The sequence below is a fragment of the Actinomadura sp. NPDC048955 genome, assembly GCF_040649435.1.
GTDB classification, from domain to species: Bacteria; Actinomycetota; Actinomycetes; order Streptosporangiales; family Streptosporangiaceae; genus Spirillospora; species Spirillospora luteofluorescens.
On the sequence record NZ_JBEZJI010000013.1, the window covers coordinates 134,745 to 157,895 of the forward strand.

General features: G+C 73.2%; 18 protein-coding genes, 1 other RNA gene and 2 pseudogenes. 8 read left to right on the forward strand and 13 right to left on the reverse strand.

All coding sequences use genetic code 11. From position 1 onward, the window contains the following. Positions 1 to 2: 2 nt before the first annotated feature. Positions 3 to 2,714, reverse strand: coding sequence for an ATP-binding protein (locus tag AB0C84_RS15950; RefSeq protein WP_361066210.1), 2,712 nt, complete (start codon positions 2,712 to 2,714; stop codon positions 3 to 5). A gap of 238 nt (positions 2,715 to 2,952) precedes the next feature. On the opposite strand from AB0C84_RS15950, the gene AB0C84_RS15955 reads away from it, so the two are divergent. Continuing rightward, complete coding sequence (locus AB0C84_RS15955) at positions 2,953 to 5,118, forward strand: hypothetical protein (protein ID WP_361066213.1); 2,166 nt, start codon at positions 2,953 to 2,955, stop codon at positions 5,116 to 5,118. A 6-nt stretch (positions 5,119 to 5,124) separates the two neighbouring features. On the opposite strand, the gene AB0C84_RS15960 is transcribed toward AB0C84_RS15955, so the two are convergent. The 5 genes and pseudogenes from AB0C84_RS15960 to AB0C84_RS15980 all read right to left on the reverse strand — a co-directional run bounded on the left by AB0C84_RS15960 (position 5,125) and on the right by AB0C84_RS15980 (position 8,235). Then, positions 5,125 to 5,964, reverse strand: a complete 840-nt coding sequence (locus AB0C84_RS15960) for a M48 family metalloprotease (RefSeq protein ID WP_361066278.1) — start codon at positions 5,962 to 5,964, stop codon at positions 5,125 to 5,127. A gap of 720 nt (positions 5,965 to 6,684) precedes the next feature. Then, a pseudogene (locus tag AB0C84_RS15965) lies at positions 6,685 to 6,774 on the reverse strand (DUF2510 domain-containing protein); the annotation flags it as partial. Positions 6,775 to 6,842: 68 nt separating this feature from the next. Then, positions 6,843 to 7,241 (reverse strand): hypothetical protein, encoded by a 399-nt coding sequence (locus tag AB0C84_RS15970; protein ID WP_179847292.1) that lies wholly within the window; start codon positions 7,239 to 7,241, stop codon positions 6,843 to 6,845. A gap of 52 nt (positions 7,242 to 7,293) precedes the next feature. After that, the gene (locus AB0C84_RS15975) at positions 7,294 to 7,638 is read right to left on the reverse strand and encodes a DUF6191 domain-containing protein (protein WP_258939409.1); all 345 of its coding nucleotides are present in this window, start codon (positions 7,636 to 7,638) and stop codon (positions 7,294 to 7,296) included. 45 nt (positions 7,639 to 7,683) lie between these two features. Further along, the gene (locus AB0C84_RS15980; protein WP_179847294.1) at positions 7,684 to 8,235 is read right to left on the reverse strand and encodes a pyridoxamine 5'-phosphate oxidase family protein; all 552 of its coding nucleotides are present in this window, start codon (positions 8,233 to 8,235) and stop codon (positions 7,684 to 7,686) included. A gap of 114 nt (positions 8,236 to 8,349) precedes the next feature. On the opposite strand from AB0C84_RS15980, the gene AB0C84_RS15985 reads away from it, so the two are divergent. From AB0C84_RS15985 to rnpB, 5 genes and pseudogenes are all read left to right on the forward strand, one after another. Then, complete coding sequence (locus AB0C84_RS15985) at positions 8,350 to 9,171, forward strand: Nif3-like dinuclear metal center hexameric protein (RefSeq protein WP_361066218.1); 822 nt, start codon at positions 8,350 to 8,352, stop codon at positions 9,169 to 9,171. Continuing rightward, a complete protein-coding gene (locus tag AB0C84_RS15990; protein WP_179847296.1) occupies positions 9,168 to 9,911 on the forward strand; it encodes a C4-type zinc ribbon domain-containing protein in 744 nt (247 codons plus the stop codon). The genes AB0C84_RS15985 and AB0C84_RS15990 overlap by 4 nt, the downstream gene beginning before the upstream one ends. Further along, positions 9,908 to 11,011, forward strand: coding sequence for a bifunctional RNase H/acid phosphatase (locus AB0C84_RS15995; protein WP_361066222.1), 1,104 nt, complete (start codon positions 9,908 to 9,910; stop codon positions 11,009 to 11,011). Before AB0C84_RS15990 ends, AB0C84_RS15995 begins: the two co-directional genes overlap by 4 nt. A gap of 49 nt (positions 11,012 to 11,060) precedes the next feature. After that, a pseudogene (locus AB0C84_RS16000) lies at positions 11,061 to 12,311 on the forward strand (TrpB-like pyridoxal phosphate-dependent enzyme); the annotation flags it as partial. A 139-nt stretch (positions 12,312 to 12,450) separates the two neighbouring features. Next, an RNA gene (gene rnpB, locus AB0C84_RS16005) (RNase P RNA component class A) lies at positions 12,451 to 12,847 on the forward strand. Positions 12,848 to 12,880: 33 nt separating this feature from the next. Here the strand turns inward: rnpB and AB0C84_RS16010 are convergent. Both AB0C84_RS16010 and AB0C84_RS16015 read right to left on the reverse strand, forming a co-directional pair. Then, entirely contained in the window at positions 12,881 to 13,315 is a 435-nt protein-coding gene (locus AB0C84_RS16010; RefSeq protein WP_361066224.1) for a DUF3592 domain-containing protein, read from the reverse strand. 251 nt (positions 13,316 to 13,566) lie between these two features. Then, positions 13,567 to 13,815 (reverse strand): hypothetical protein, encoded by a 249-nt coding sequence (locus AB0C84_RS16015; RefSeq protein ID WP_361066227.1) that lies wholly within the window; start codon positions 13,813 to 13,815, stop codon positions 13,567 to 13,569. Positions 13,816 to 14,086: 271 nt separating this feature from the next. Between AB0C84_RS16015 and AB0C84_RS16020 the strand changes: the two genes are divergently transcribed. Beyond that, positions 14,087 to 14,293, forward strand: coding sequence for a hypothetical protein (locus AB0C84_RS16020; protein ID WP_361066230.1), 207 nt, complete (start codon positions 14,087 to 14,089; stop codon positions 14,291 to 14,293). 45 nt (positions 14,294 to 14,338) lie between these two features. Here AB0C84_RS16020 and AB0C84_RS16025 read toward each other — a convergent pair whose 3' ends face one another. The 3 genes from AB0C84_RS16025 to AB0C84_RS16035 all read right to left on the reverse strand — a co-directional run bounded on the left by AB0C84_RS16025 (position 14,339) and on the right by AB0C84_RS16035 (position 19,428). Beyond that, on the reverse strand, positions 14,339 to 16,597 hold the full coding sequence (locus tag AB0C84_RS16025) for a bifunctional SulP family inorganic anion transporter/carbonic anhydrase (RefSeq protein ID WP_361066232.1): 2,259 nt from the start codon (positions 16,595 to 16,597) through the stop codon (positions 14,339 to 14,341). A 92-nt stretch (positions 16,598 to 16,689) separates the two neighbouring features. Beyond that, positions 16,690 to 18,573, reverse strand: coding sequence for a hypothetical protein (locus AB0C84_RS16030; protein WP_361066235.1), 1,884 nt, complete (start codon positions 18,571 to 18,573; stop codon positions 16,690 to 16,692). Between the two features lie 267 nt (positions 18,574 to 18,840). Continuing rightward, a complete protein-coding gene (locus AB0C84_RS16035) occupies positions 18,841 to 19,428 on the reverse strand; it encodes a YbhB/YbcL family Raf kinase inhibitor-like protein (protein ID WP_246396205.1) in 588 nt (195 codons plus the stop codon). Between the two features lie 391 nt (positions 19,429 to 19,819). Between AB0C84_RS16035 and AB0C84_RS16040 the strand changes: the two genes are divergently transcribed. Beyond that, complete coding sequence (locus tag AB0C84_RS16040) at positions 19,820 to 21,199, forward strand: NAD(P)/FAD-dependent oxidoreductase (protein ID WP_179847301.1); 1,380 nt, start codon at positions 19,820 to 19,822, stop codon at positions 21,197 to 21,199. Positions 21,200 to 21,279: 80 nt separating this feature from the next. Here the strand turns inward: AB0C84_RS16040 and AB0C84_RS16045 are convergent, their stop codons facing one another. Together AB0C84_RS16045 and AB0C84_RS16050 are read right to left on the reverse strand one after the other, a co-directional pair. Beyond that, the gene (locus AB0C84_RS16045) at positions 21,280 to 22,089 is read right to left on the reverse strand and encodes an ABC transporter permease (RefSeq protein ID WP_179847302.1); all 810 of its coding nucleotides are present in this window, start codon (positions 22,087 to 22,089) and stop codon (positions 21,280 to 21,282) included. Further along, complete coding sequence (locus AB0C84_RS16050) at positions 22,086 to 23,078, reverse strand: ATP-binding cassette domain-containing protein (protein WP_179847303.1); 993 nt, start codon at positions 23,076 to 23,078, stop codon at positions 22,086 to 22,088. Before AB0C84_RS16050 ends, AB0C84_RS16045 begins: the two co-directional genes overlap by 4 nt. Positions 23,079 to 23,151 lie beyond the last annotated feature (73 nt).

Below are 23,151 nucleotides of genomic sequence, written 5' to 3' on the forward strand. Positions count from 1 at the left end.
GGCTAGCCGGCGGGGGTGTAGGAGTCGATCAGGCCGCCGAGGGCGCCGAGGGCCGACGTCGCCTCGCGGAGGCGGTCGGGCCAGTCCGGGTCGGTGCGCAGGGCGCCCACCGCGGTCTCCAGCGCCCGGGACGAACCCCACACCGCGACGTCGCGGGCGGCGAGGTCGCGCTGGTCGCGTTCCCACCAGGCGCTGACGGCGCGGTACTGCTCGGCGAGCGTGTCACCGGGAATCGCGCGCCCGTAGCGGCTCTCCCACTGCCCGCTCAGAGGGTGGCGCCCGCCGTCGGGGGACCTTCGCCGCGCCTCGCCGAGCTCCTCCAGGACGAGGCACCAGCGGTACGGGGCGGCGAAGAACTCCGTCTCGTCGTCGGCGCACGTGGCGCCCCGCAACATCCCGGCCAGATGGTCGGCCAGCCCGGCGGAGGCGGCGCGGGACGCGACGGCCGCGTCCACCACGTGCGAAATGGCGCAGTCGCGGATCCGGGGCGGCAGCCCGTCCAGGACCGAGAGGGCCGGGTACGGGGAGCCCCAGCCGGTCAGATGGGCGGCGGCGGCGATCTCCGCCCACATCACCAGTTCGGGACGGTCGGACAGGGCCCGCTGGGCGGTGCGCATGTCCCGCAGCGTGCAGGGGGAGTCGCGGCAGTCCGTCCCGCACGTCCCGCTGCGGGGGGTGACCAGCGCGCGGGGCGAGGCCGTCGGCGGTGCGGCCTCCTCCAGGTGCGAGCCGTCCGGCATCCGGACCAGGTGCGGGTAGTCCATGCCGTCGGTGAACACCGCGCCCTCGCCTGGCGTCAGCGTGACGAGGAACTGCGACTGGGCCTCGGTGATGTTCATCGTGGCGCCGACCGCGTCCCGGTCGTCCTTCGCGGGCAGCCGGTGGACGATCTTGACGGCGGTGTTCTTGATGACGTCCGGGACGAGCTTGGAGGGGATCTGCTCCGCCACGATCAGCCCCTCCCCGTACGCGCGGATCTCCGCCAGCAGGCTCGCGAACGTCTCCACGGCGTGCGACGCGGGCCCGGCCTGCTCGCTGCGGCGCAGCAGCCGGTGCGCCTCCTCGAACACGCTGAGGTGCCGCAGCCCGGACGGGGCGCCCTGCCGCTGCCGCAGCCGCAGGTGCTCGACCAGCCGGACCAGGACGGTGCCCATCAGGAACGCCTTGTCGCGGTCGTCCCCGACGTCCTCGATCTCCAGGACGACGTTGCGGGCGAGCAGCGCGTCGAAGTCGATGGGGTGGCCGCCCTCGAAGAACCGCCCGGTCGTGCCGAGCCGCAGGCTGGACAGCCGGACCCGGATGAAGCCGCGCACGTTGTCGGTGATCTCCTGGCCGTAGCCGATCTCGTCGACGACCTGCTCGGCGGTGGCCTGCAGGTCGGCCAGCGTCGGGTAGCGCGGCGCGGCGCCCGGCGCGGCCGGCTCGCCGAGCGCGAGGTCCCAGCCGAGCCGCTCGTAGCAGCGGGTCAGCGCCGCCGCGAGCACCTGCGGGAACGGCTCGTCGGCCTCGAACGCCGCGAGGAACAGGGCGCGGACGAGGTCGGCGTGGGTCTGCAGCGGGAACGGCCGCCCGTCCGGCCCGGTCGCCGGTTCGAGCGGGTTGATCCCGGCCGCGATCGCCTCCGCGTCCCCCGGGCGGATCGTGACGACCTCCGCGTCCGGGAGCCGCGCCGCCATCAGCCGGTACTCCGCCTTCGCGGGCTCGACCACCAGCCACGGCAGCCCCGCCCCCGACGCGGCCGCGAGCAGCGACCGGACGGTCTGCGACTTGCCGGCGCCGGTCGCGCCGCACACGAACGTGTGCCGGTTCAGGCTCGACAGCGGCAGCGAGATCGGGCCCACGTCGCGGCGGTTGCGGTCCAGGACCCGTCCCAGGCCGACCCCGGTGCCCGGCGACTCGGGCGTGACGTCGAAGTCCGGCCGCATCACGAACCGGACCCCGGCGACCTCCCGGACGGGCGGCCGCGCGAGCGCCGCGACGAGCTGCGTGCTCGCCTCGAACGGCCCGGCCGCGCCCGGGACCAGCGCGTACGGCAGGCGGCCGAGGTCCGCCGACGCGCACACCAGCGCCGCGACGCGCGCCGCGGCCTGGGGCGTCGCCGCCCCCGCCGCCAGATGCACCCGCCAGAGGCCGGACGTGGCGGCCTGGCGCAGCTCCCGATGCCGCTTCTCCATCCGCAGGGCCGCGACGGAGTCCTCCGGCGACAGCTCCGCCATCGACCGGGCGCGCTGCTGCCGGTCGGCGAGGTCGTCGGCGAGGCGCCGCGCCTCGTCCGGGTCGACGGGCTCGGCGACCAGCATCCAGGCGAACGGCTGCATCCACACCGAGAGCAGGCCGTCCTCCAGGGACGGGCGCGCGGGCTCCTCCGGCGGCGGATCCTCCACCAGGAGCCCGTCGGCGATGCCGCCGATGCTCACCCAGTGGGCCATCGAGTCCTCGCCGATGCCCTGGGGCAGCAGGGTCCCGCGTCCGCCCGCCGGGAGGCTGAGGGTCGCGGCGGACCCGTCGCGGTCGGCGACGAGCCCGTCCCCGCCGACGAACACCTCCGTGGGGCCGAACGCCTCAGCGCGGCGCCAGCCGACGAGCACCGGGTCCTTGCCCGCGTGGTAGGCCGACACCAGTGCCGCGAGCCGCTGGTCGCGCCACTCGTCCCGTCCGTCCGTCTCGTCCGGGCGGGGGACCTCCATCAGCCGGCACACCGGAAGGCCGCGCACGACGTCCCACATGGTCAGCCGCGCCGACGGGCCGGGCCGGACATTTTCGCGATCTCGCCTCGGTCCAAGGTCATGAGCAGTCAGGCTATTGAGCAAGGAGCCCTTTGGGAAGGCCGTTTCCTCACGGAGGGACTGACAAGTTACATGTCAATCTGCTTGGGTTATTTGCGGCATACCGAGCGGGACGGGACGGGCGTGACGATCGCGCCGGCAACCGGACGGGACGGGGGTTCAGATCGTGAGGGGCAGTCCGGTCGACCATGGAGGATTGCTGTCGCGCCGCGAACGGCTCTTCAGCCCGGATCCACGCCTGGGCTGGGTGTTCCGCGACCGCTGGTGGTTCCTGAGCCCCTTCCCGGACGCGCCGCCCCAGCAGCAGGCGCTGCCCGACTACCTCGCGCGCCGGGTCGTGGAGACCGACCAGGCCGCGCAGCGGAGGCTGAACCGGACGCTTCCGGTGAGCGCGGGGATCGCGATGATCCTCGTGCTCTTCGCCGCCTGCTCGATGAGCAGCGCCGAGGGCCTCTCGATCGGCTCGCTGCTGCTGGCCGCCATCGCCCTCGGCCCCGGCGCGCTGCTGACCTGGTGGGCCGTGCGGCAGCGGCAGAGCGCCCGGCAGGCCCACGACCTCGCCCAGCAGCAGATCATCAGCGGCTACCAGGAACAGGCCCGGCAGTGGCACGCGCGCAAGCAGGCGCACGACGCCGCGGAGCGCGCACGGCTGGACGACCTGCCCGAGTGGGGCGCGGCCCCGCGCCCCGGCCGCCGCCTGGACGTGTTCGGCGGGACGCTGTGGGCGTGGGAGGCGCTGCTCACCACGTACGGGACGTCCACCCTGGCCGTCCAGCCGCTGCTCGTGCTCGACCTCTCCCGCGAGGTCGTCAGCCGCGAACTGGTCGAGCTGGCCCAGGCGGCGTGGATGGGCGTGGACGCGCAGCTGCTGCCCAGCCGCCAGGCCTCGTCCAGCCTGCTGGCCGACATGTCGCCCCGTGACCTCGTGGACGCGATCGTCGAGTCCATGCACGGCGGCACGCCCGACGCCGCGCGCGCCGACCGCAGCATGGACGACCGGATCCTCACCAAGGTCTGCGGCGCGCTCGGCGACGACGTCACGCTCGCCCGGATCGCGGCCGCCCTGCGCGCCCTGATGGGCGAGCCCGACGACGACGGCGCGCTGACCCGCGAGGAGCGGCGCCACATCACGAACGAGCTGTTCACCGTGGAGTACCGGCGGCAGACCCACGCGAACCTGTCGCGGATCGAGTCCTACGTCCACCCCCTCGAAGACCTCGGCACGTCGCCGGACCGGAAGGAGGGCGCCGGCTACCTGACCTGCATCGCGCTCGACAGCCATGCCCGCAACGTCCGCTCCGAGCTGCTGACCGACCTCGTCGTCCAGTGGGTGACGCACCGCATCACCGCGTCGCAGGCCTCCACGCCCGCCCTCGTCGTCGCCGGCGCGGACGAGCTCGCCCGCCGCCACCTGGAACGGCTCTCGGACGCCTGCGAGCGGCGCGGCGTCCCGCTGACCCTGCTGTTCCGGCGGCTGCGGGAGACGTCCGCGGAGATGATCGGCGGCGGCGCCGTCGCGTTCATGCGGCTCGGCAACCACGAGGACGCGTCCCGCGCCGCCGACTTCATCGGGCGCGACCACCGCTTCGTCCTGTCGCAGATCACGAAGAACGTCGGCGGGAACGAGTCCCACACCACCACCGAGACCGAGGGCACGGGCGACTCCGAGACCCACAGCACCAGCCGCACGATCGGGACGTCCCGCAACTGGGGGACGAACCGCTCGTCCGGCACCACCTACTCGGGCGGCGAGATGTTCGGGCTGTTCCCCGACCGCTCGACGTCCCACCAGCGCGGCAGCAACCGGGGCGGGTCCACCAGCACCAGCGACACCGAGGGCACCTCCACCTCCACCTCGCGGAACTGGTCGGCCGCCTACTCCTTCGCGGAGGGGACGAACTGGAGCGACGCCGACACCACGCAGCGCGTGTACGAGTACGCCGTCGAACCCGTCACCCTCCAGCACCTGCCCGACCACGCCCTGCTGCTGGTCCAGTCGGTGCCCGGCCGCGGCCGCACGATCACACCCGTCGAATGCGACCCGGCCATCATCACGCTGGACCGCGTCACCACCGGCCCCCTCCCGGACCCGCCGCCCCCGCGGCAGGCGCTCCCCGCCCCGAACACGGAGCAGACGGCGCCCGATCCCGTCCCGCGTTCCCAGCAGTGGGGCGCGCCGCCCGCCCCTCAGTGGGCCGCGCCGACGACGCAGCCCCCGCCGAGGGCGCCCCTTTCGACCCGGCCGGGCCCGCCGCCCGGCCAGCAGAGCGGCCCGCGGCCGCCCGACGACCCGCGCCAGGGGCCGCCGCCGCTGTTCGGCGGGAGGAGCTGACCGGGCTCAGCCGAGCCGGCGGCGGAGGCCCTGCGCCCGCCGGACGAGGGAGAGCGGCAGCCCGTCGCGCTGGTGCTCGATGCGGTGCTCCACGGCCGCGACCAGATCCGCGCCGAACCCCATGCGCACCGCCGCCGCGTCCGCCCTCGCCTCGCCTCCGGCGCTGAGCAGGCGCGCGCCCAGCGAGGCGGCGTGGGCGAGCGCGGCCGGCACCGCCACCAGCGCCGTCACCACCGCGGCGACGGCGGCCAGCAGGAACACCCCCAGGAAGCCGATCGGCCGGTGCCACTCGACGGCCCGCTTCCACATCGGGCCGATCGGGGCCCACGCCGTGCGCAGCGCCCACCGCAGCGTCCGGTTCGGCAGCGTCACCTGCGCGTGGACGAACGCGGGCACCGCCCGCCACCCCTGGAGATGCCCCAGCTCGTGGGCGAGGACGGCGGCGAGGTGCCCGGGCGGCAGCGAGCGCGCCGAATGCGACGTGACCGCCACCGTGCGCGCCGACGGCCGGCACGCGTTCAGCCCGTCCGACTCGACGATCACGACCCGGTAGCCGCTGACACCGGCGTGCTGCTGCACGTAGCGCCACGCGTGCTCCAGCCGTGCGCGCTCGTCGCCGTCCGGCTCCCGGTAGCCGTACGAGCGCGCGGCGCTGAGGGGCGCCAGCAGCAGGAGCGCCCACGCGGCGAACACCGACACCGCGCCCCACAGGGGCCAGAGGGACCCCGCCCCGAACGCGACGGCGGCGACCAGGCCACCTTCGGCCGCCACGACCAGCCCGATCGCGATACCGGCCCGCCCGGACGGCGTCCCCTGCGGCCGCCCCGGCGGAAGAAAACGCGGCACCGGCCCGTCCGCCTGCCGCGGCGCCGGAGGTTGCGGCGCAGGAGACTTCCGCGGACCTGGTGAAGGAGGCGCGGACGCCTCCATCCGAGCCTCCTGCAAGGGCGGCCGGGCAGCCTGCGGCGGGACGCGCCCGCCCCCGAGCCGCGGCGGCTGCGCAGACCGCGACGAGGCCGACGACGCAGGCACGCCCCGCCCCTGAGAAGGCCCAGGCCAAGACCCCGGCGCCTGATAAGGAGGCGCCGTGGCCGCCGCTGGCGGTGGTGTGTGGTGCCGGGCCGGGGGAGGTGGTGTGCGGGGCTCGCTGAGGCTTGCTGGTGGCTTTGCTGGGACTTCCGCCGAGGGGGGTTGGGGAGGAGCCGCGGGACGTGGTGGTTCCGGCGGCTGGGAGGGCGTGAGAGGCCGCTGTGGTGTGCGGGAGGCGCCGAGGCTCGGCGGCGGAGGCGTCGGTGGTTCGGGCCGGGCCTCTTGCGGAGGCGACTGCGAAGCAGACGGCGTCTCGGCCGGAGGCGGCGAGGGCTGAGGCGTGGACGCGAAGCGGGGCGGCTCGGGCGGTGAAAGCGGCGGCTGCAGTGTTGCCGGTGTTTCCGGCTGAGCTTGCGCTGGGGGAGGTGGTGGTGGCGGCGCGACGGCTGTCGGCCCGGGCCTTTGCGGGCGTGGGGCGGGGGCGGGTGGAGGGTCGGCGCTCAGCGAGGCGCGGCGGCGGGCGCGGGAGTCGTAGCGGCGCGACTGGTCGGTCCAGGTCTGGCCGTCCCAGTAGCGCTCGCGGCCCATCCACTCTGGATCTGGGTACCACCCAGGTGGTGTGCTCACCGGAACCCCGCCTCCCTAAGGAACCGTTCAAGGCTTGCGCACGCGCCGACACAGCGTCAACACGACGGTCACAGCTTGGGGGTGAACGGGCGGCGATGGGTGGGATCGTCCGGCTCGGCGAGGCCGCGCAGGGCCGTCTCGACGAGCTCGATCCCCTGGAGGAGGGAGACGAGGCGCGCGCCCTCGCGGCGGTAGGCCTCCAGGACGGACTCCACGCCGTGCGGGGGGACGACGTCCCCGAGATCGACGCGGGCGGTGCGGAAGCCCTCCCGGGCCGCCTCCACGGACGCGTGGACGTGGTGGCGGGCCATGCGGGCGAGGGCGATGGGGTAGCGGCGCAGGACGCCGTAGCGCCGGTACTCGGGCGGGACGAGTTCCAGCAGCCAGGCGAGCGCCGTGTCCACGAAGCGGTCGGTGCCCGGTGGATGCACCTGCGAGGGCCAGCCGGGCGGAACGTAGGTGCTCACGAGGGCAGGATAACCCGGATTCGAACCTATGTTCGAGAGCGTTCCGGCGCGGTCATCCGGCCGGCGGGTTGCGCCGGATCCGGATCTTGCCGGACTCCAGGTCGTCGCGGACGCTGCCGGATCCGGTCTGCTCGTGGTCGTCCTGGCGCAGCACCTTCTGCCGCTCCTGCTCCTCCTGCTTGACCTTCTTGGAGCCCTCGAAGGCGGAGGCGAGATCCTCGAACATGCCGCCACCGAAACCGGCGCCGGTCTCGCCGTCCCCCCGGATGGCCCCCATCAGGGACGACTTGCCCGTCCCCTCGCGGGGCCACTCGATGGTCTCCGGCTCGGCCGCCTCCGGGCGGTTGCCCATCGGACGGCCCTTGACGCGCTTGCGGCGGCGAAAGGGTGGCTTCACACACTCTCCAACGCGATGAGTCTCCAGAATGATCCCAGCAGACATTCAGGTTACGAACGACCACCGGGTGGGAGAACCGGTGAAATCTCCCTGGCGGAGCCCGAACACCGACTGTGGCCGCACCGCGACGGTGGCGTTCACCTCCGGATCCAGGAAATCGACACGATAGCGCGTGGCGTACTTGGAGTTGACCAGGTCGATGAACCGCTGCAACTCGCGCAGTTCGGTGACGATTTCGGCGCGCCCCTCGATGACCACGGGGTTCTCGGCCTCCTCGGTGGTGACCGTGACCTGCGGGTTCAGCCGCAGGTTCACCATCTTGCGGGACGGCACCGCGCTGCTGAACAGCAGTGCCTCTCCCGACCAGGCGCCCCAGACCGGCATGGAGTGCGGACGTCCGTCCGGCCGCACCGTGCACACCCAGAAGTTGCGGGCGGCCCGTAGCCGCTCCACGGCCCAGGACCACGGCAGCAGGCCGCTCCCCTCATGGGGTCCCTGGATGCCGTAACCCGGCATGTACGGACGTTCCGCCTTTGGTTCGACGGGTCGGACGGGCTGGATGGGCTCCGGTTCCGCGGCGGCGCCGGCGGCCGACATGGCGTTCCTCCCTCGGTCGTGCACTGTCCCGTCCCATATCGTTACAGACCTTGGCGTCTCGGGGTGACGCTCGGTGGCTCGTTGGGAGCGGCCAGGCGCGGTAGCCTGCGGGACGTGCGCCTATCCCATGTCATCTCCGCTCTGGAGGAGCTCTATCCACCCGCGTGGGCGGAGTCCTGGGACGCCGTCGGCCTCGTCTGCGGCGACCCCGCCCAGGACGTGGGACGGGTGCTGTTCGCGGTCGACCCCGTCGCCGCCGTGATCGACGAGGCGCTGGAGTGGGAGGCCGACCTCGTGGTCACCCACCATCCGCTGCTGTTGCGCGGGGTGCACTCGGTCGCCGCCACCACGCCCAAGGGCCGGCTCGTCCACCGCATGATCACGAACGGGATCGCGCTGCACACCGCGCACACCAATGCCGACCGGGCCGTCCCGGGCGTGTCGGACGCGCTGGCGCGGGCCGTCGGCCTCACCGGCGAGCTGCGCCCGATGGTCCCCGCCGACGACGACCCGCGCCGCGGGCTCGGCCGGATCGGGGAGCTGGACGAGGCGGTCGCGCTGCGGGAGTTCACCCGGCGCGCCGCCGCCGGGCTGCCGTCCACCGCGTGGGGCGTGCGGGCGGCCGGCGACCCGGACCGTCCCGTCCGCACCGTCGCGGTCTGCGGCGGCGCCGGCGACTCCCTGCTCGGCACCGCCCAGGCGGCCGGTGTCGACGCCTACCTCACCGCCGACCTGCGGCACCATCCCGCGTCGGAGTTCGCCGAGCAAGGCGGCCCGGCCCTGGTGGACGCCGCGCACTGGGCGACCGAGTGGCCCTGGCTCGCCGACGCCGAGCGGCGCCTGGCCGGGTCGTCCCCGGAAGCGGGCAAGTTGGAGACACGGGTGTCCACGCTCGTCACCGACGCGTGGACCCTTCACGACGAAGGAGCAAAGTGAAAGCCGCACCGCAAGCCCAGCTTCGCCTGATCGACCTGCAGGACCTCGACAGCTCCCTCGACCGGCTGGCGCACCGCCGCCGCACCCTGCCCGAGCTGGCGGAGATCGAGCGGCTGGAGGGCCGGCTGACCGAGCTGCGCGACGCGATCGTGGCGGCCGAGACGGAGGTCGGCGACCTGCGGCGGGAGCAGAAGAAGGCCGAGCAGGACGTCGACCAGGTCCGCACCCGCGCCGACCGCGACCAGAAGCGGCTCGACTCGGGGCAGGTGACCTCGGCCAAGGACCTCAGCAGCCTGCAGACCGAGATCGAGTCGCTGCACCGCCGCCAGTCCGACCTGGAGGAGGTCGTGCTGGAGATCATGGAGCGGACCGAGGAGGCCGAGGGCCGCGTCGCCGCGCTGAACGCCGAGCGGACCGGCGCGCAGGACGAGCTGGCCGCGCTGTCCGAGCGCCGCGACGCCGCCCAGCGCGACATCGACGACGAGGCCGGGACGTCGAGCGCCGCGCGCACCGCCGTGGCCAAGGACGTCCCCGACGACCTGCTCGGCCTCTACGAGAAGCTGCGCGGCCAGTTCGGCGGCGTCGGCGCGGCCAAGCTGTACCGCGGCGCCTGCCAGGGCTGCCACCTCGCGCTGAACACCGTCGACCTGAACCGCATCCGGGCCGCCGCCGAGGACGAGGTCATCCGCTGCGAGGAGTGCCGCCGCATCCTCGTCCGGACGCCCGAGTCGGGTCTGTGAGCGCCGGCCGGAAGCTGGTCGTCGAGGCGGACGGCGGTTCGCGCGGCAACCCCGGTCCCGCCGGGTACGGGGCGCTCGTCCGCGACGCGCTGACCGGCGAGGTGCTCGCGGAGGTCGCCGAGTCGATCGGGCACGCCACCAACAACGTCGCCGAGTACCGGGGGCTGATCGCCGGGCTCGCGGCGGCCGCCGGGGTCGACCCGTCCGCCCGCGTCGAGGTCCGGATGGACTCCAAGCTCGTCGTGGAGCAGATGTCGGGCCGCTGGAAGATCAAGCACCCGGACATGGTGCCGCTGGCGCTGGAGGCCCGCGAGCTGGCCGCCACGCTGGGCTCGGTGTCCTACGGCTGGATCCCGCGGGCCCGCAACGCGCACGCCGACCGGCTGGCCAACGAGGCCATGGACGCCGCCGCCCGCGGGGAGCACTGGACCCGCAAGGTCGAGGAGGCGCCGCGGGAGCCCGATCCGCCGCCCCGGCCCGCCTCGTCCACCCCGACGACGACGCTCCTCCTGCGGCACGGCGAGACGCCCCTGTCGATCGAGAAGCGCTTCGCCGGGATCGGCGACGTCCCCCTGACGCCGCACGGCCTCGCCCAGGCCCGCGCCGCCGCCCTCGCCCTCAAGGACCGGGGGATCGACGCGATCGTCACCTCGCCCCTGTCCCGCTGCCGCGACACCGCCGCCGAGGTCGCCGCCGTCACCGGCCTGGAGGTCCGGGTCGAGGACGGCTTCCGCGAGACCGACTTCGGCGACTGGGAAGGGCTCACGTTCGCCGAGGCCGGCAAGGGCTGGCCGGCCGAGCTGAAGGCGTGGCTGGCCGACCCCGAGGCCGCCCCTCCCGGCGGGGAGAGCTTCGCCCAGGTGTCCCGCCGCGTCCGCACGGCCCTGGACAAGCTGAAGGTCCGCTACCGCGAGCAGACGGTCCTGGTCGTCTCGCACGTCACCCCGATCAAGCTCCTCGTCAAGGACGCCCTGGGCGCGCCCATGCCGTCCCTGTACCGGATGCACCTCGACGTGGCGGCGCTGTCGTCCATCGACTGGTACGCCGACGGCCCGGCGACCCTGCGTGCCTTCAACGACACCCACCACCTACCTGCCTGACCACTGTCCTCCCGGTCCCGGCCGCCTACCCTGCGACCAGGGAGGGACCGTGACCACGAACATCCCGCCGGACGGGCCGAGGCTTCCGCGCCGCTGGTACAACGTCGTCCCGGACCTGCCCGCGCCGCCGCCCCCGCCGCTGCACCCGGGGACGCGCGAGCCGGTCGGGCCGGACGACCTGGCGCCGCTGTTCCCCGCGGACCTCATCGCCCAGGAGGTCACCGGCGAGCGGTACGTCGACATCCCCGAGCGGGTCCGCGACGTCTACCGCCTCTGGCGCCCGACACCGCTGATCCGGGCGCGCCGCCTCGAACGCGCCCTCGGCACCCCCGCCCGCATCTACGTCAAGTACGAGGGCGTCTCACCCGTCGGCTCGCACAAACCGAACACGGCCGTCCCGCAGGTGTACTACAACGCGCGGCAGGGCGTCCGCCGCCTGACGAGCGAGACCGGCGCCGGCCAGTGGGGGAGCGCCCTCGCCTTCGCCTGCGCCCAGTTCGGCCTGGACTGCGAGATCTGGATGGTGCGCGCCTCCTACGACCAGAAGCCGTACCGCCGGTCGATGATGGAGCTGTACGGCGCCCGCGTGCACGCCAGCCCGTCACCGCTCACCTCGTCCGGCGCGGCGATCCTCGCGGACGACCCGGACTCGCCCGGCTCCCTCGGCATCGCCATCAGCGAGGCCGTCGAGTCCGCAGCCCCCGAGGACACCCGCTACGCGCTCGGCAGCGTCCTCAACCACGTCCTCATGCACCAGACCGTCATCGGCGAGGAGGCACTCGAACAGCTGGCCATCGCCGGCGAGACCCCCGATCTGATCGTCGGCTGCACCGGCGGCGGCTCCAACTTCGCCGGCCTGTTCTTCCCCTTCCTCCGCGAGAAGCTCCGGGGCCGTATGGACCCCGTCATCCGCGCCGTGGAACCCGCCGCCTGCCCGTCCTTCACCCGCGGCCGCTACGCCTACGACTTCGCGGACACCGCCGGCTCCGCGCCCCTGCTCAAGATGCACACGCTCGGACACGGCTTCGTCCCCGACCCCGTCCACGCGGGCGGCCTCCGCTACCACGGCATGGCGCCGCTGCTTTCCCACATGTACGAGCTGGGCGTCTTCGAAGCGACCGCCAAACCCCAGCGCGAATGCTTCGAGGCCGGCGTCCTGTTCGCCCGCACGGAGGGCATCGTTCCGGCTCCCGAACCCACCCATGCCCTGGCCGCCGCCGTCGAAGAGGCCCGCCGCTGCTCCGAGACGGGCGAGCCCAAGGTCATCCTGACCGCCCTGTGCGGCCACGGCCACTTCGACATGGCCGCCTACGACCACTACCTGTCCGGCCGGATGCGGGACCACAACGTCCCCGGCACCCGGCTGCGCGAGTCCCTGAACGCCCTCCCGCAGGTTCGCGAGTCCCCCCGCGCACCCGCTAATCTTGGTGGACGGCGGACGAGCCGGCCGGACGGCCGCGTCGGGGAGCGATCCCCGTCGAGGAAAGTCCGGGCTCCACAGGGCAGGGTGGTCGGTAACGCCGACCCGGGGTGACCCGCGGGACAGTGCCACAGAAAGCAGACCGCCACCGGTCCGCCGGTGGTAAGGGTGAAACGGTGAGGTAAGAGCTCACCAGCGCCCACGGTGACGTGGGCGGCTAGGTAAACCCCACCCGGAGCAAGGTCAAGAAGGGGCCCCGCAAGAGGCCCCGCGCAGGTGCCTGAGGGCGGCCCGCCCGAGCCTGCGGGTAGACCGCTGGAGACCGCCGGCAACGGCGGCCCGAGATGGATGGCCGTCACCCGCCGCCCCGCAAGGGACGACGGACACAAAACCCGGCTTACAGGCCGACTCGTCCGCCTCCGAGTTCTCCCCCCAGAGCGACCGCGGCTCTATGCCGCGGCGGACGGCCGGGCGCGGGTGCGGTAGGCGCCGGCGCCCGAGGCGACCGCCGCCACAGTGAAGAGCGCGCACGCGGCCGACGACCTTCCCAGGTTCTGGAACGGCTGTACGTCAGCCGGGCTGCCGGGGTCGTAGGCGACCTCGACCTGGGCTCCCGGCCTGGCGGATCCAGGCCAGCCGCGCCGCCTTTCTTCGGCCTTCACCCTGCTGCCGTCGCCCGTCGTGAACTGGACGACGAGGTGGCCGGAGGAGCGGTTACCGCTGACGTCCAGTACCTGCGCCGTCGCTCGCGCCCTGCCTGCCTGTCCTGCCCACGCGGCTACCGTGCCACCGATCCAGACGACTGAAAGCAGGCCCGTGACGGAAGCGATGATGATGCATGCGACGTGGACCGGGCGATAGCGGCGCGAACGCTCCCTCGACATGAGGTCATGATCGCAGGCCGTTCTGAGCCGCACCGCACTCCGGTGCCGGGGCGCCGGCGGTTCCCCTGAAAGGCCGACTCGTCCGCCCTGTGTCACACCGGCCCCGCGCCGGACGACGACCGGGCCGTCCGGGAGCCACGGCGGGGAGGTGGGGCCCGGTGGTGGCCGGGCCCCTGTGGTGCTGTGTCGAAGACGCCGTCCAGACCCGTTGTGCTGGTCTGCGCGGCGTCCGTGGGTGGCTCGCGTACCGCCTAGGGACGGATCATCTTCGTTCCGTCGGGGTACGTGGTGGTCTTCCCGTCGGGGCTGACGGTGACCCGCTCGCCGCCGGAGCTGCGCGTGAAGCTCACGGCGTTCGGCTTTCCGGCGTCGGACGACGCACCGGCCTCCGGCCGGACCAGCTTCACTCCGTCGCCGAACTCGACCGTCTTCCCGTCGTCGCTGACGGTGACCAGTTCACCGCCGGGACCGCGGTCGAAGCTGAGCATCTTCTTGGTCATGACCGAACCTCCTCGGTTGTGCTCGGGCCGCGGTCCTCGTCCGCGGCCATGAACCTTGCACCGCTACCGTCCGGGAACACCGGTCCCCGGCAACCGCCGAATCGTGCGCCGGCCGCTCGGTGGCCGACGGGTTGGGGACAGAGACTCTCCCGAAACAGGTCATGGGACACAGAGGGTTTCATACGGGGCGCTTACCGTGCTGGTAAGAGCTGATCGCCCTGATCGGTGACGGCGGCGGGACCGGGGTGCTGGAGTCCCGTGGAGAGGAGCGATGATGATCGTCATCGTGTTCGTGGCCCTTGTGCTCGCCGGGGTGCTGGGGAGCCTGGTGTACCTGTGGGACTTCTCGCGCGCCAGCCGGCGCGACGCGCTGTTCCTGCCGGCGACCGACCGGCGCGCGCGGCGGGCGCGCAAGGTCACGGGGATGTACGTGCGCAGCTCCACGCGCGACGAGGACGAGCTCGTCGGGCGCTGGTAGAGCCGGGGCGCGGGTCGTCCTGCCGGGGGACGACCCGCGCCTTCGTCAGGTGAGCGACCGGCTCCGCGGCGCCTCGTCCGGGACGGGGACGAAGGCGCCGCCCGCCGGGTCGAAGACCTCGACGGTGGCGGAGCCGAGGTCGAGGTAGAGGCCGACCAGCTCGATGTCGCCGGACTCGACCCGCTCCCGGAGCCACGGGTAGGTCAGCAGGTTGTCGAGCTGCTGCATCACGTTGATCTTGCAGAGGCGGGCGAGGGGCTGCTCGTCGCCGGGCTGGTCCTCGGCGAGGAAGCGGGCGAGGCTGTGGTTGCCGTGCTTCAGCCAGCGCGACAGGCCCTCCAGGTGCTCGACCTCGGTGCCGCCGGCGAGCAGCGCGGCCATCGCACCGCAGTTGGAGTGGCCGCAGACCGTGATCGTCTTGATGTCCAGGACGTTGACGGCGTACTCGACCGTGGCCGCCACCGAGTCGTCGGGCGTCCGGGAGCCGTGCCGGGGGACGAGCGCGCCGACGTTGCGGTTGATGAACAGGTCGCCGGGGCCGCTCGCGGTGATGATGTTGGGCACGATGCGCGAGTCGACGCAGGTGATGAACAGATGCTGGGGTTTCTGCTCCATCGCCAGCTCGGCCATGATCGGACGTACGAGCGGGGCCGTGCGCCCGTGGTACTCGCGGACGCCGTTCAGCAGGACGTTCGCGGGGGACATCTCGGGTGCGTCCAGCTCGGTCTCGGGCCGCCGCCGCCGGTTGGACCAGGGGGCCCACCAGCGGGCCGGGGGCGGAGTCTTGGCCGGTTGGGACATATCGCCTGTCACAGCTCTTTCATACCAAGCCTCGTGAACCTCGTCGATGTCGACCCTCCCCCCTTGGCGTTCGTGGGCGAGCCGCCACCGGTGGACGGCGTCGAACGCGGCGTGGTCCATGAAGTCGACGTTGAGGTCCAGGTCGACGCTGCCGTCCGCCGGGATCTGCTGCAGAGCGCGCGCCACGCGGGGGACGCCGAGGAAGGTGAACGTGCCCTCGACGACCACGTGCCAGCGGGGCGGGGCGGGGGCGTCGCCGGGGGCGGGCACGAGCTGCTCCGTCCGGACCGACAGCCGGGTGAGCCGGCGCAGGGCGAGCACCGCCATGACCCCGATGCCGAGCAGGACGCCCTCGCCGAGCCCGAACAGCACGACACCGCCGAGGGTGACGAAGTAGGCGGGCGCCTCGCGGTGGTGGCGCAGGGCGCGGACCCGGGACAGGTCGGCGAGCCGGACGCCGAGCACGACCAGCAGCGCGGCGAGCGCCGCCAGCGGGACCTGTTCGATGAGCGGCCCGCAGGCCAGGGCGAGGACGAGGACCCAGACGCCGTGCAGGATGGGCGACAGCCTGGTGCGGCCGCCCGCCTCGATGTTGGCGGTGCTGCGGACGATCACGCCGGTGATCGGCAGCCCGCCGAGCACGCCGGAGACGGCGTTCGCGGCGCCCTGGCCGAGCAGGTCCCGGTCGAGGTCGGCGGACGGGACGCCCGCCGGGCGGGAGCGGTCGACCGCGACGCTGCACAGCAGGGACTCCACGGCCGCCACGAGCGCCACGGAGATGACCGCGCCGGTGATACCGAACAGTGTCCCCTGGGGCATGACGGGGAGGCTCCAGCCGTCCAGCAGCGAGGACGGCAGGTCGACGCGCGGCACCCGCCAGTCGAGGGCCCAGGCGAGGGCGGTGGCCAGGGCGACGGCGGGCAAAGGGCCAGGAACAAGGCGAAGCGGCCCGCTCTTGGGCAGCCGGGCCCAGCCCAGCACGACGAGCACGGTCAGCCCGGCCACCAGCGCGGAATGCGAGTGCGACTGCGAGAGCTGGCCCGGCAGCTCGCGCAGGTTCGCGACGGCCGACTGCTGGGGACTGCCGCCGAGGACCACGTGGACCTGGGCGAGGACGATGACGACGCCGACCCCGGCGAGCATGCCGTGCACGACGGCGGGGGAGACGGCGAGGGCGGCTCGCGCGACCCGGCTCGCGCCGAGCACGATCTGCACGAGCCCGGCGAGCATGGTGATCGTGCAGGTGGCGCGCCAGCCGTAGGTCTGCACGAGGCCGGCGACGAGGACGGTGAGCCCGGCGGCGGGGCCGCTGACCTGGAGCGGCGAGCCGCCGATCAGGCCGGCGACGATGCCGCCGACGACGGCGGCGATCAGCCCGGCCGCGACGGGTGCGCCGGAGGCGACGGCGATGCCCAGCGAGAGCGGGATCGCGACGAGGAAGACGACGAACGAGGCGAGCAGATCTCGCCGGAGCGTGGATACGTTCGGTGGCCTAAAAGTCACACATCGTATTCAATCATGTGCGCGGGGGGTTCCCCAGGACGCGACGAGGGCCGCCGGACGGATCCGGCGGCCCTCGGTCGGGTGCGCTGAGGTCAGCGGCGGTAGTTCTCCCAGTCGTCGGCGGGCTGGTTCGAGCCGTACGGGGGGTTGTCGTTCTGCTGGCCGCCCTGCGGGTAGCCGCCCTGCTGCGGAGTGCCCCCGTAGTAGCCGGACCCGTACGCCTGTGTGGCGTTCGGGTCGGCGTAGCCGCCGGTGCCCTGGTCGTGCGGCGCGGCCAGCGGGTCGCCGCCGTTGTAGCTGCTGCCGCTGAAGTCGCCGTACGCTCCGGAGCCTCCGGAACCGCTCTCGGTGCCGCCGCCGAACCCGCCGAGCGGGTCGTCGTAGCGCTGCGAATCGCCGTAGGCGGGGGCGGTCGGGTAGCCGTCGTTCTGCTGGCCCTGCCCGTATCCGGGCGGCGCGCCGATCCCGGAGTCGTAGCCCTGGCCGGGGCCCGCGCCGGTGTCGTAGCCGCCCTGCTGCCCGCCTGACGGCCACGGGCCCGTGTTGCCCGTGCTCGGTGCGCCGGACGAGGTCGTCCCGTAGGAGCCGGTGCCGAGAGGGTCGCCCAGCGGGTCGTTCAGAGAGCCGCCGTAGGAGCCGCCCGTCTCGGACGGGGAGGGCGGGCCCGACCGCTGCCGGTCGGACTGGATGCGCTGGAGAAGCTCGTCCACGGTCGGGAGCTTGTGGCCGTCGGTGTCGGAGCCGCCGCCGTGGGCCGCCGGGGCGGCGGGTGCGGCGGGCGCGGGCGGCGCGGGGGGAGCGGGCGGCGCGGGGGGAGCGGGCGGCGCGGGCGGCTCCTCGGGACGGCCGATGGGCAGCCCGAGCGGGTCGCTGCCGAGCGCCCCGCCGGGACCGGACGAGCCGAGCGGCAGGTCGTAGTCCTGGCGGCCTCCGGGCGGCGGGCCCGCGGCCGGACGGCCGCCGAGCGGGTCGGAGTTGTAGTCGCCGTAGGACGGCTCCTGAGAGCCGTACTGGGGCTGCTCGGGGACGCCGTACTGCGGCTGGTCCCCGCCGTACTGGTCCTGACCGCCCCCGTACTGGTCCTGGCCCCCGCCGTACTGCTCCTGGCCGCCGCCGTACTGGTCTTGGCCTCCATAGGAGGAGGAGTCGCCGGGGCTGTAGTCGGAGGCGCCGTACGCGGGCTGAGGCTCCTGGCCGCCGTAGACCGGCTGGTCGGGCGCGCCGAGGCCGAAGGGATTCTGCGGGCCGGAGGCGCCGGGGCCGCCGGGGCCGCCCGGTCCGGCCAGGTCGGTCGGGATGGGGTCGAGCGACGTCGCGCCCGGGTCGCCGCCCGGGAACGGTGAGCCGCCCTGGAACCCGCCGGGGCCGTGGGGCGTCTGCTGCGGCCCGGTGCCGCCGCCGAGGCCGTTGAGGACGGTGCCGTCGGGGCCCAGGGAGACGGGCTGGGTGAGCCCGGGCGGCTCGATGGCCGGCTGCTCGGGCGGGGGGGCCTGCTGCGCGTTCAGCGGGTCGGCGGCCGGGTCGCTCTCGGGCCGCGCGCCGCCCTCGTCGTGCTGCCAGGGGAACTTGGGCTTGTCGAAGGTGATCGTCGCCCAGTAGTCGTCGTCCTCCATCTCGTCCGACGCCTGGCCCGGAGGCGGGGGCGGCGGAGCGGACGGGCCCGGTGCGGCGGTCGGAGCGGCGAGCGGGCCGCCGCCGGGACCGGCGACGCGGCGGTCGGGAACGGGCTCGGGGGCGCGGTCGTAGCCGCCGTCGTAGCCCTCGTCGTACCCGGGGCCGTACTCCTCCGGACCGCTCATCTGCTCCTGAGGTGGAGGGATCCCCCGGCGGCCGCGCGGCTGCTTCTGCGGCTCGTCGTCCATCCAGTCGTCGTCGTCATCGCCTCCCGCCCTGCTGGCCCGCAGGCCGAGGGCCACGAGGACGACCACGAGGACGACGACCACAATGAGGCCGAAGACCACGATGTAAGAAGTCATGCCACCACCCAATGCCTTGGCCCGGCGAGAGTCGCCAGCGCGGACCGCGGGTCCGTCCCGATTGTCGCCAGCGTCCGGATAGTCACGGGTTTCCGCCGCCTTGGCTTAGCCCGATTCTCTCCGACCGCTATGACCGTTGTCACACCCTTCGCGCACATTTACCCTCACACGGCGCATGCCGATCGGCCAACTCCGCCGGTCCGCACGCCCCTGACGGCTCCGGCCCCCGCGGGGTCCGCCCCGACCCTGTGCTCTCAGGCTCCACGGTCAACGCGCCTGCTCGCCGCCGAAGTTCCCGGTGATCCGCCCGCGCCCCACCGTGTGCTCGGCGATCGCGGGGAGCGAGTCCTTCAGAGCCGCGCCGTTCTGGAACGGTGCCGGATGGTCCAGCGCGTAGATGCTGAACCGGTACCGATGCTTCTCTCCCTTGGGCGGGCACGGGGGCGCGTAACCCGCCTTCTTGCCTGTGGTCAAGCCTTCGACGGTCCCGTCGAGCCGGGCGCCTTCGACCAGTTCGTTCACGGTTCCGTCGATGCCCGCGATCACCCAGTGGACCTTGGCGCCGCCGGAGGCGTCGGGGTCGTCCATCACGATCGCGAACGACCGGGTGCCGGCCGGCGTGCCCGACCACCGGAGCGGCGGGGTCTTGCCCTGCCCGCCAGGGTACGTCGTGCAGCCGTATCTCGGGGGCAACTCGCGCCCATCGCGGAAGACCGGGCTGGTCACGGTGAACCACTCCGACAGTTCCGCGCTCTTGTTCTGGGGCTGGCCGATCAGCCCGCAGCCGCTCAGCGCCCCGGCGAGCGCGAGCGCGCCCGCCGCGGCCATGACCGGACGCCGGTCTCTGCTCATCATCGATACGCTCCCGGGCGAGATCGTACGCCGCGCGCCGCCGGATCGCCGTCAACTCGGCCCCCGCTTGTCGGCCCCGTGCGTCCCGCCGCCGGCGCCCCCTTCCTCGTCCGCCCCAACCTTAGGGGTTTTCCGGGGGTGGGACGGGCCGTTCGTGCCGCCTCCGGGCGGCGCCGCCCGGCGCGGTGCCCTGTGATGTTCGTCATGCGTGTATTGCTGCGATCCACCCCACTTTTGGGCAAGGAGTGGCGGGTTTCACACCCGTTTCGGGCTCATCCTTTGCCGTAACGGGAAGTTCGGCGGTTCTTTCGTGGTTTTCGATTGGTGAACGGCACGTTCCATCCGCTAGTTTGTGAATGTCTTCACAAGCCGACCGTGACATTGGAGGGCCGCAATGGCCAGGACCGCCCAGGGGACCCCCGGCGCTCCCCACATCCTCATCGTGGGTGGCGGCTATGTGGGCATGTACACCGCTCTTCGCCTGCAGAAGAAGCTGAAGCGGGAGCTGCGGAGGGGCGAGGTCAGGGTCACCGTCGTCGACCCCAACTCGTACATGACGTACCAGCCGTTCCTGCCCGAGGCCGCCGCCGGGAACATCTCCCCGCGGCACGTCGTCGTCCCGCTGCGCCGGGTGCTGCCGAAGTGCACCGTCCGCAAGGCGCGCGTGACCGAACTGAACCACGACGAGCGATGGGCGATCGTCCAGCCCCTGGCCGGGCCGCCGGAGCGGATCACCTACGACTACCTGGTCATGGCGGCCGGCGCGGTGCCGCGGCTCCTGCCGATCCCCGGGCTGGCCGAGAACGGCATCAGCCTCAAGACCGTCGGCGAGGCCATCCACCTGCGCAACCACGTCCTGGAGCAGCTGGAGATCGCCGAGTCGACCGACGACGTTGAGCTGCGCCGCAAGGCGCTGACCTTCGTGTTCGTCGGCGGCGGGTTCGCCGGCGTCGAGGCGGTCGCCGAGCTCGAGGACATGACCCGCGACGCCACCAAGTACATGCGCAAGGTCACGCCGCAGGACCTGCGGTTCGTCCTGGTCGAGGCGACCGACCGCATCCTGCCCGAGGTCGGCCCCGACATGGGCAAGTGGACCGCCGAGCAGCTGCGCGGCCGCGGCATCGCGGTGAAGATGAGCACCTTCCTCCAGTCGGCGGTGGACGGCCAGATCGAGCTGTCGGACGGCAGCAGCTTCCCGGCAGGCACCCTCGTGTGGAACGCGGGCGTCAAGCCGTCGCCCGTCGTGCGCAACGGCGACCTGCCGGTGGACGAGCGCGGCCGCGTGAAGGGCACCGAGTACCTCACCATCGAGGGCCTCGTCCGCGCCTTCACCGCGGGCGACAACGCGGCGATCCCCGACCTCACCGAGGACGGCATGTTCTGCCCGCCGAACGCCCAGCACGCCGTCCGCCAGGCCAAGCTGCTCGGCGACAACATCGTCCGGTCGATGCGCGGCAAGACGCTCAAGCCCTACGTGCACGGCAACCTCGGCGCCGTCGCGGGCCTCGGCCTGCACAAGGGCGTGGCCAACCCCCTCGGCATCAAGCTCAAGGGCTGGCCCGCGTGGTTCTTCCACCGCAGCTACCACGGCGCGATGGTCCCGACCTTCAACCGCAAGATCCGCGTCATCGCGGACTGGACGCTCGCGCTCTTCCTCAAGCGCGAGACCGTCTCGCTCGCGACCATCGAGCAGCCGCGCGCCGACTTCGAGCTCGCGGCCCTCGACGACGGCAAGGCGAAGGCCAAGGCCAAGGCCGACCAGAACGCGGTCTGACCCGTTACGCGCGACGCCCCGGCGGTCATCCGACCGCCGGGGCGTTTCCCGTTCTCGGGACGCTTCTCGTGCGCCGCCTCTCAGGCGCGCTGCTTGAAGGCGCGGAGCGACAGGGGCGCGAAGACCAGCGAGATGCCGGCCCCCCACGCGAGCGCGATCCAGGCGTGCTCCAGGACGGGGCCGCCGACCAGCAGGCCACGCATCGCCTCGACCAGTTGCGTGACCGGGCTGTTGTCCATGATGTAGGCCAGCCAGCCGGGGATGCCCTTCGTGGACGGGATGAACGCGGTGCTGAGGAAGCTCAGCGGGAAGATCACCACGAAGCCGAAGATCTGCACCTTCTCCGGCTCGTTGACCTTCATCGCGATGAAGACCGACGTCCAGGAGAACAGGACCGCGAAGGCCAGCAGCAGCAGGAAGGCGCCGACCACCGCCAGCACGTTCGTCTCCACCCGGAAGCCGATGGCGAACCCGACCAGCAGCAGGATCGTCATCGACCACGCCTGCTTGACGGTGTCGGCGATGATCCGTCCCGCGAGCGGGGCGCTGCGCGCGATCGGCAGGCTCCGGAACCGGTCGAACACGCCCTTGGTGATGTCGGTGTTCAGCCCGAACCCGGTGCTCATCCCGGCGAACAGGGCGTTCTGGGCGATGATGCCGGGGATCACGATCGGCAGGTACGCCTCGACACTGCCCTTCATCGGCGGGCCGAACACGTAGGCGAACAGCAGCACGAACATGATGGGCTGGATCGACAGGTCGAGCAGTTCCATCGGATTGTGCTTGATCTGGACGAGGTTGCGCCAGGCCAGCGTGACCGTGTTGCGCACGGCCGTGCCCGGCGCGACCCGCTTGGACAGGTCCTGCGGCGCGAGCGTCGCGGTGGTCATGCGGAGGCACCTTCCTTGTCGGCCTGCTTCTGCAGTTCGCCGGCCTCGGCGTCGATGTCGTCGGTGTGGTGGCCGGTGAGGGCGAAGAACACCTCGTCCAGGCTGGACTTGCGCAGCGACAGCTCGCCGACGGCGACGCCCGCCTCGTCGAGGCGGCGGACCACGGCCGGCATCAGCTGCGGGTCGGTGATCGGGGCGCTGACCAGGTCGTCGCGGACCTCCGGGACGGCCTCGGCCAGCTCGCCGACGATGCGCTCCACCGTCGCCACGTCGGCCGCGTCGACCGGCCTGACCTCCAGCACCTGCCCGCCGACCTGGGCCTTCAGCATGTCGGACGTGCCGTGCGCGATGGCCTGGCCGCGGTCGATGACGATGATGTCGTCGGCCAGCTGGTCGGCCTCCTCCAGGTACTGCGTGGTGAGCAGCACGGTGACGCCGTCGTCGGTCAGGCCGCGGACGATGTCCCAGAGGCCGTTGCGGCTGCGCGGGTCGAGGCCCGTGGTCGGCTCGTCCAGGAACAGGATCTGCGGGCGCCCGACGAGGCTCGCCGCCAGGTCGAGGCGGCGGCGCATCCCGCCCGAGTACGTCTTGGCGGCGCGCTCGGCGGCGTCGGTCAGCTGGAAGCGCTCCAGCAGCTCGGCGGCGCGCGCCCTGGAGTCGCGGCGCGGGATCCCGAGCAGCCGCCCGATCAGGACGAGGTTCTCGGTGCCGGTCAGCATCTCGTCGACCCCGGCGTACTGGCCGGTGAGCCCGATCAGCTGCCGCACCTTGTGCGCGTCCTTCACCACGTCGAACCCGCCGACCCGCGCGGTGCCGCCGGTCGGCTCGATCAGCGTGGCGAGGATCCGGGTCATGGTCGTCTTGCCGGCGCCGTTCGGCCCCAGCACGCCGAGCACCGTTCCGGCCTCGGCGGTGAGGGAGACGCCGTCCAGCGCCCGGGTCTCACCGAACCGCTTCTCCAGGCCGTCCGCCTGGATCGCGTAGGTCATGGGATCTCCTAGGACTCGGTTGCCGGACGCCGGGGGTCCCCGGCCAGGGGGACCAGCCAAAATAGGCGGAGTC

Excerpts from the sequence above, each read along its gene's own strand:
- AB0C84_RS16050 (WP_179847303.1), bottom strand. The coding sequence starts at position 23,078 with ATGACCTACGCGATCCAGGCGGACGGCCTGGAGAAGCGGTTCGGTGAG.
- AB0C84_RS16010 (WP_361066224.1), bottom strand. The coding sequence starts at position 13,315 with ATGTCGAGGGAGCGTTCGCGCCGCTATCGCCCGGTCCACGTCGCATGC.
- AB0C84_RS16045 (WP_179847302.1), bottom strand. The coding sequence starts at position 22,089 with ATGACCACCGCGACGCTCGCGCCGCAGGACCTGTCCAAGCGGGTCGCG.
- AB0C84_RS16040 (WP_179847301.1), top strand. The coding sequence starts at position 19,820 with ATGGCCAGGACCGCCCAGGGGACCCCCGGCGCTCCCCACATCCTCATC.
- AB0C84_RS16015 (WP_361066227.1), bottom strand. The coding sequence starts at position 13,815 with ATGACCAAGAAGATGCTCAGCTTCGACCGCGGTCCCGGCGGTGAACTG.
- AB0C84_RS15980 (WP_179847294.1), bottom strand. The coding sequence starts at position 8,235 with ATGTCGGCCGCCGGCGCCGCCGCGGAACCGGAGCCCATCCAGCCCGTC.
- AB0C84_RS16035 (WP_246396205.1), bottom strand. The coding sequence starts at position 19,428 with ATGATGAGCAGAGACCGGCGTCCGGTCATGGCCGCGGCGGGCGCGCTC.
- AB0C84_RS16030 (WP_361066235.1), bottom strand. The coding sequence starts at position 18,573 with ATGACTTCTTACATCGTGGTCTTCGGCCTCATTGTGGTCGTCGTCCTC.
- AB0C84_RS16020 (WP_361066230.1), top strand. The coding sequence starts at position 14,087 with ATGATGATCGTCATCGTGTTCGTGGCCCTTGTGCTCGCCGGGGTGCTG.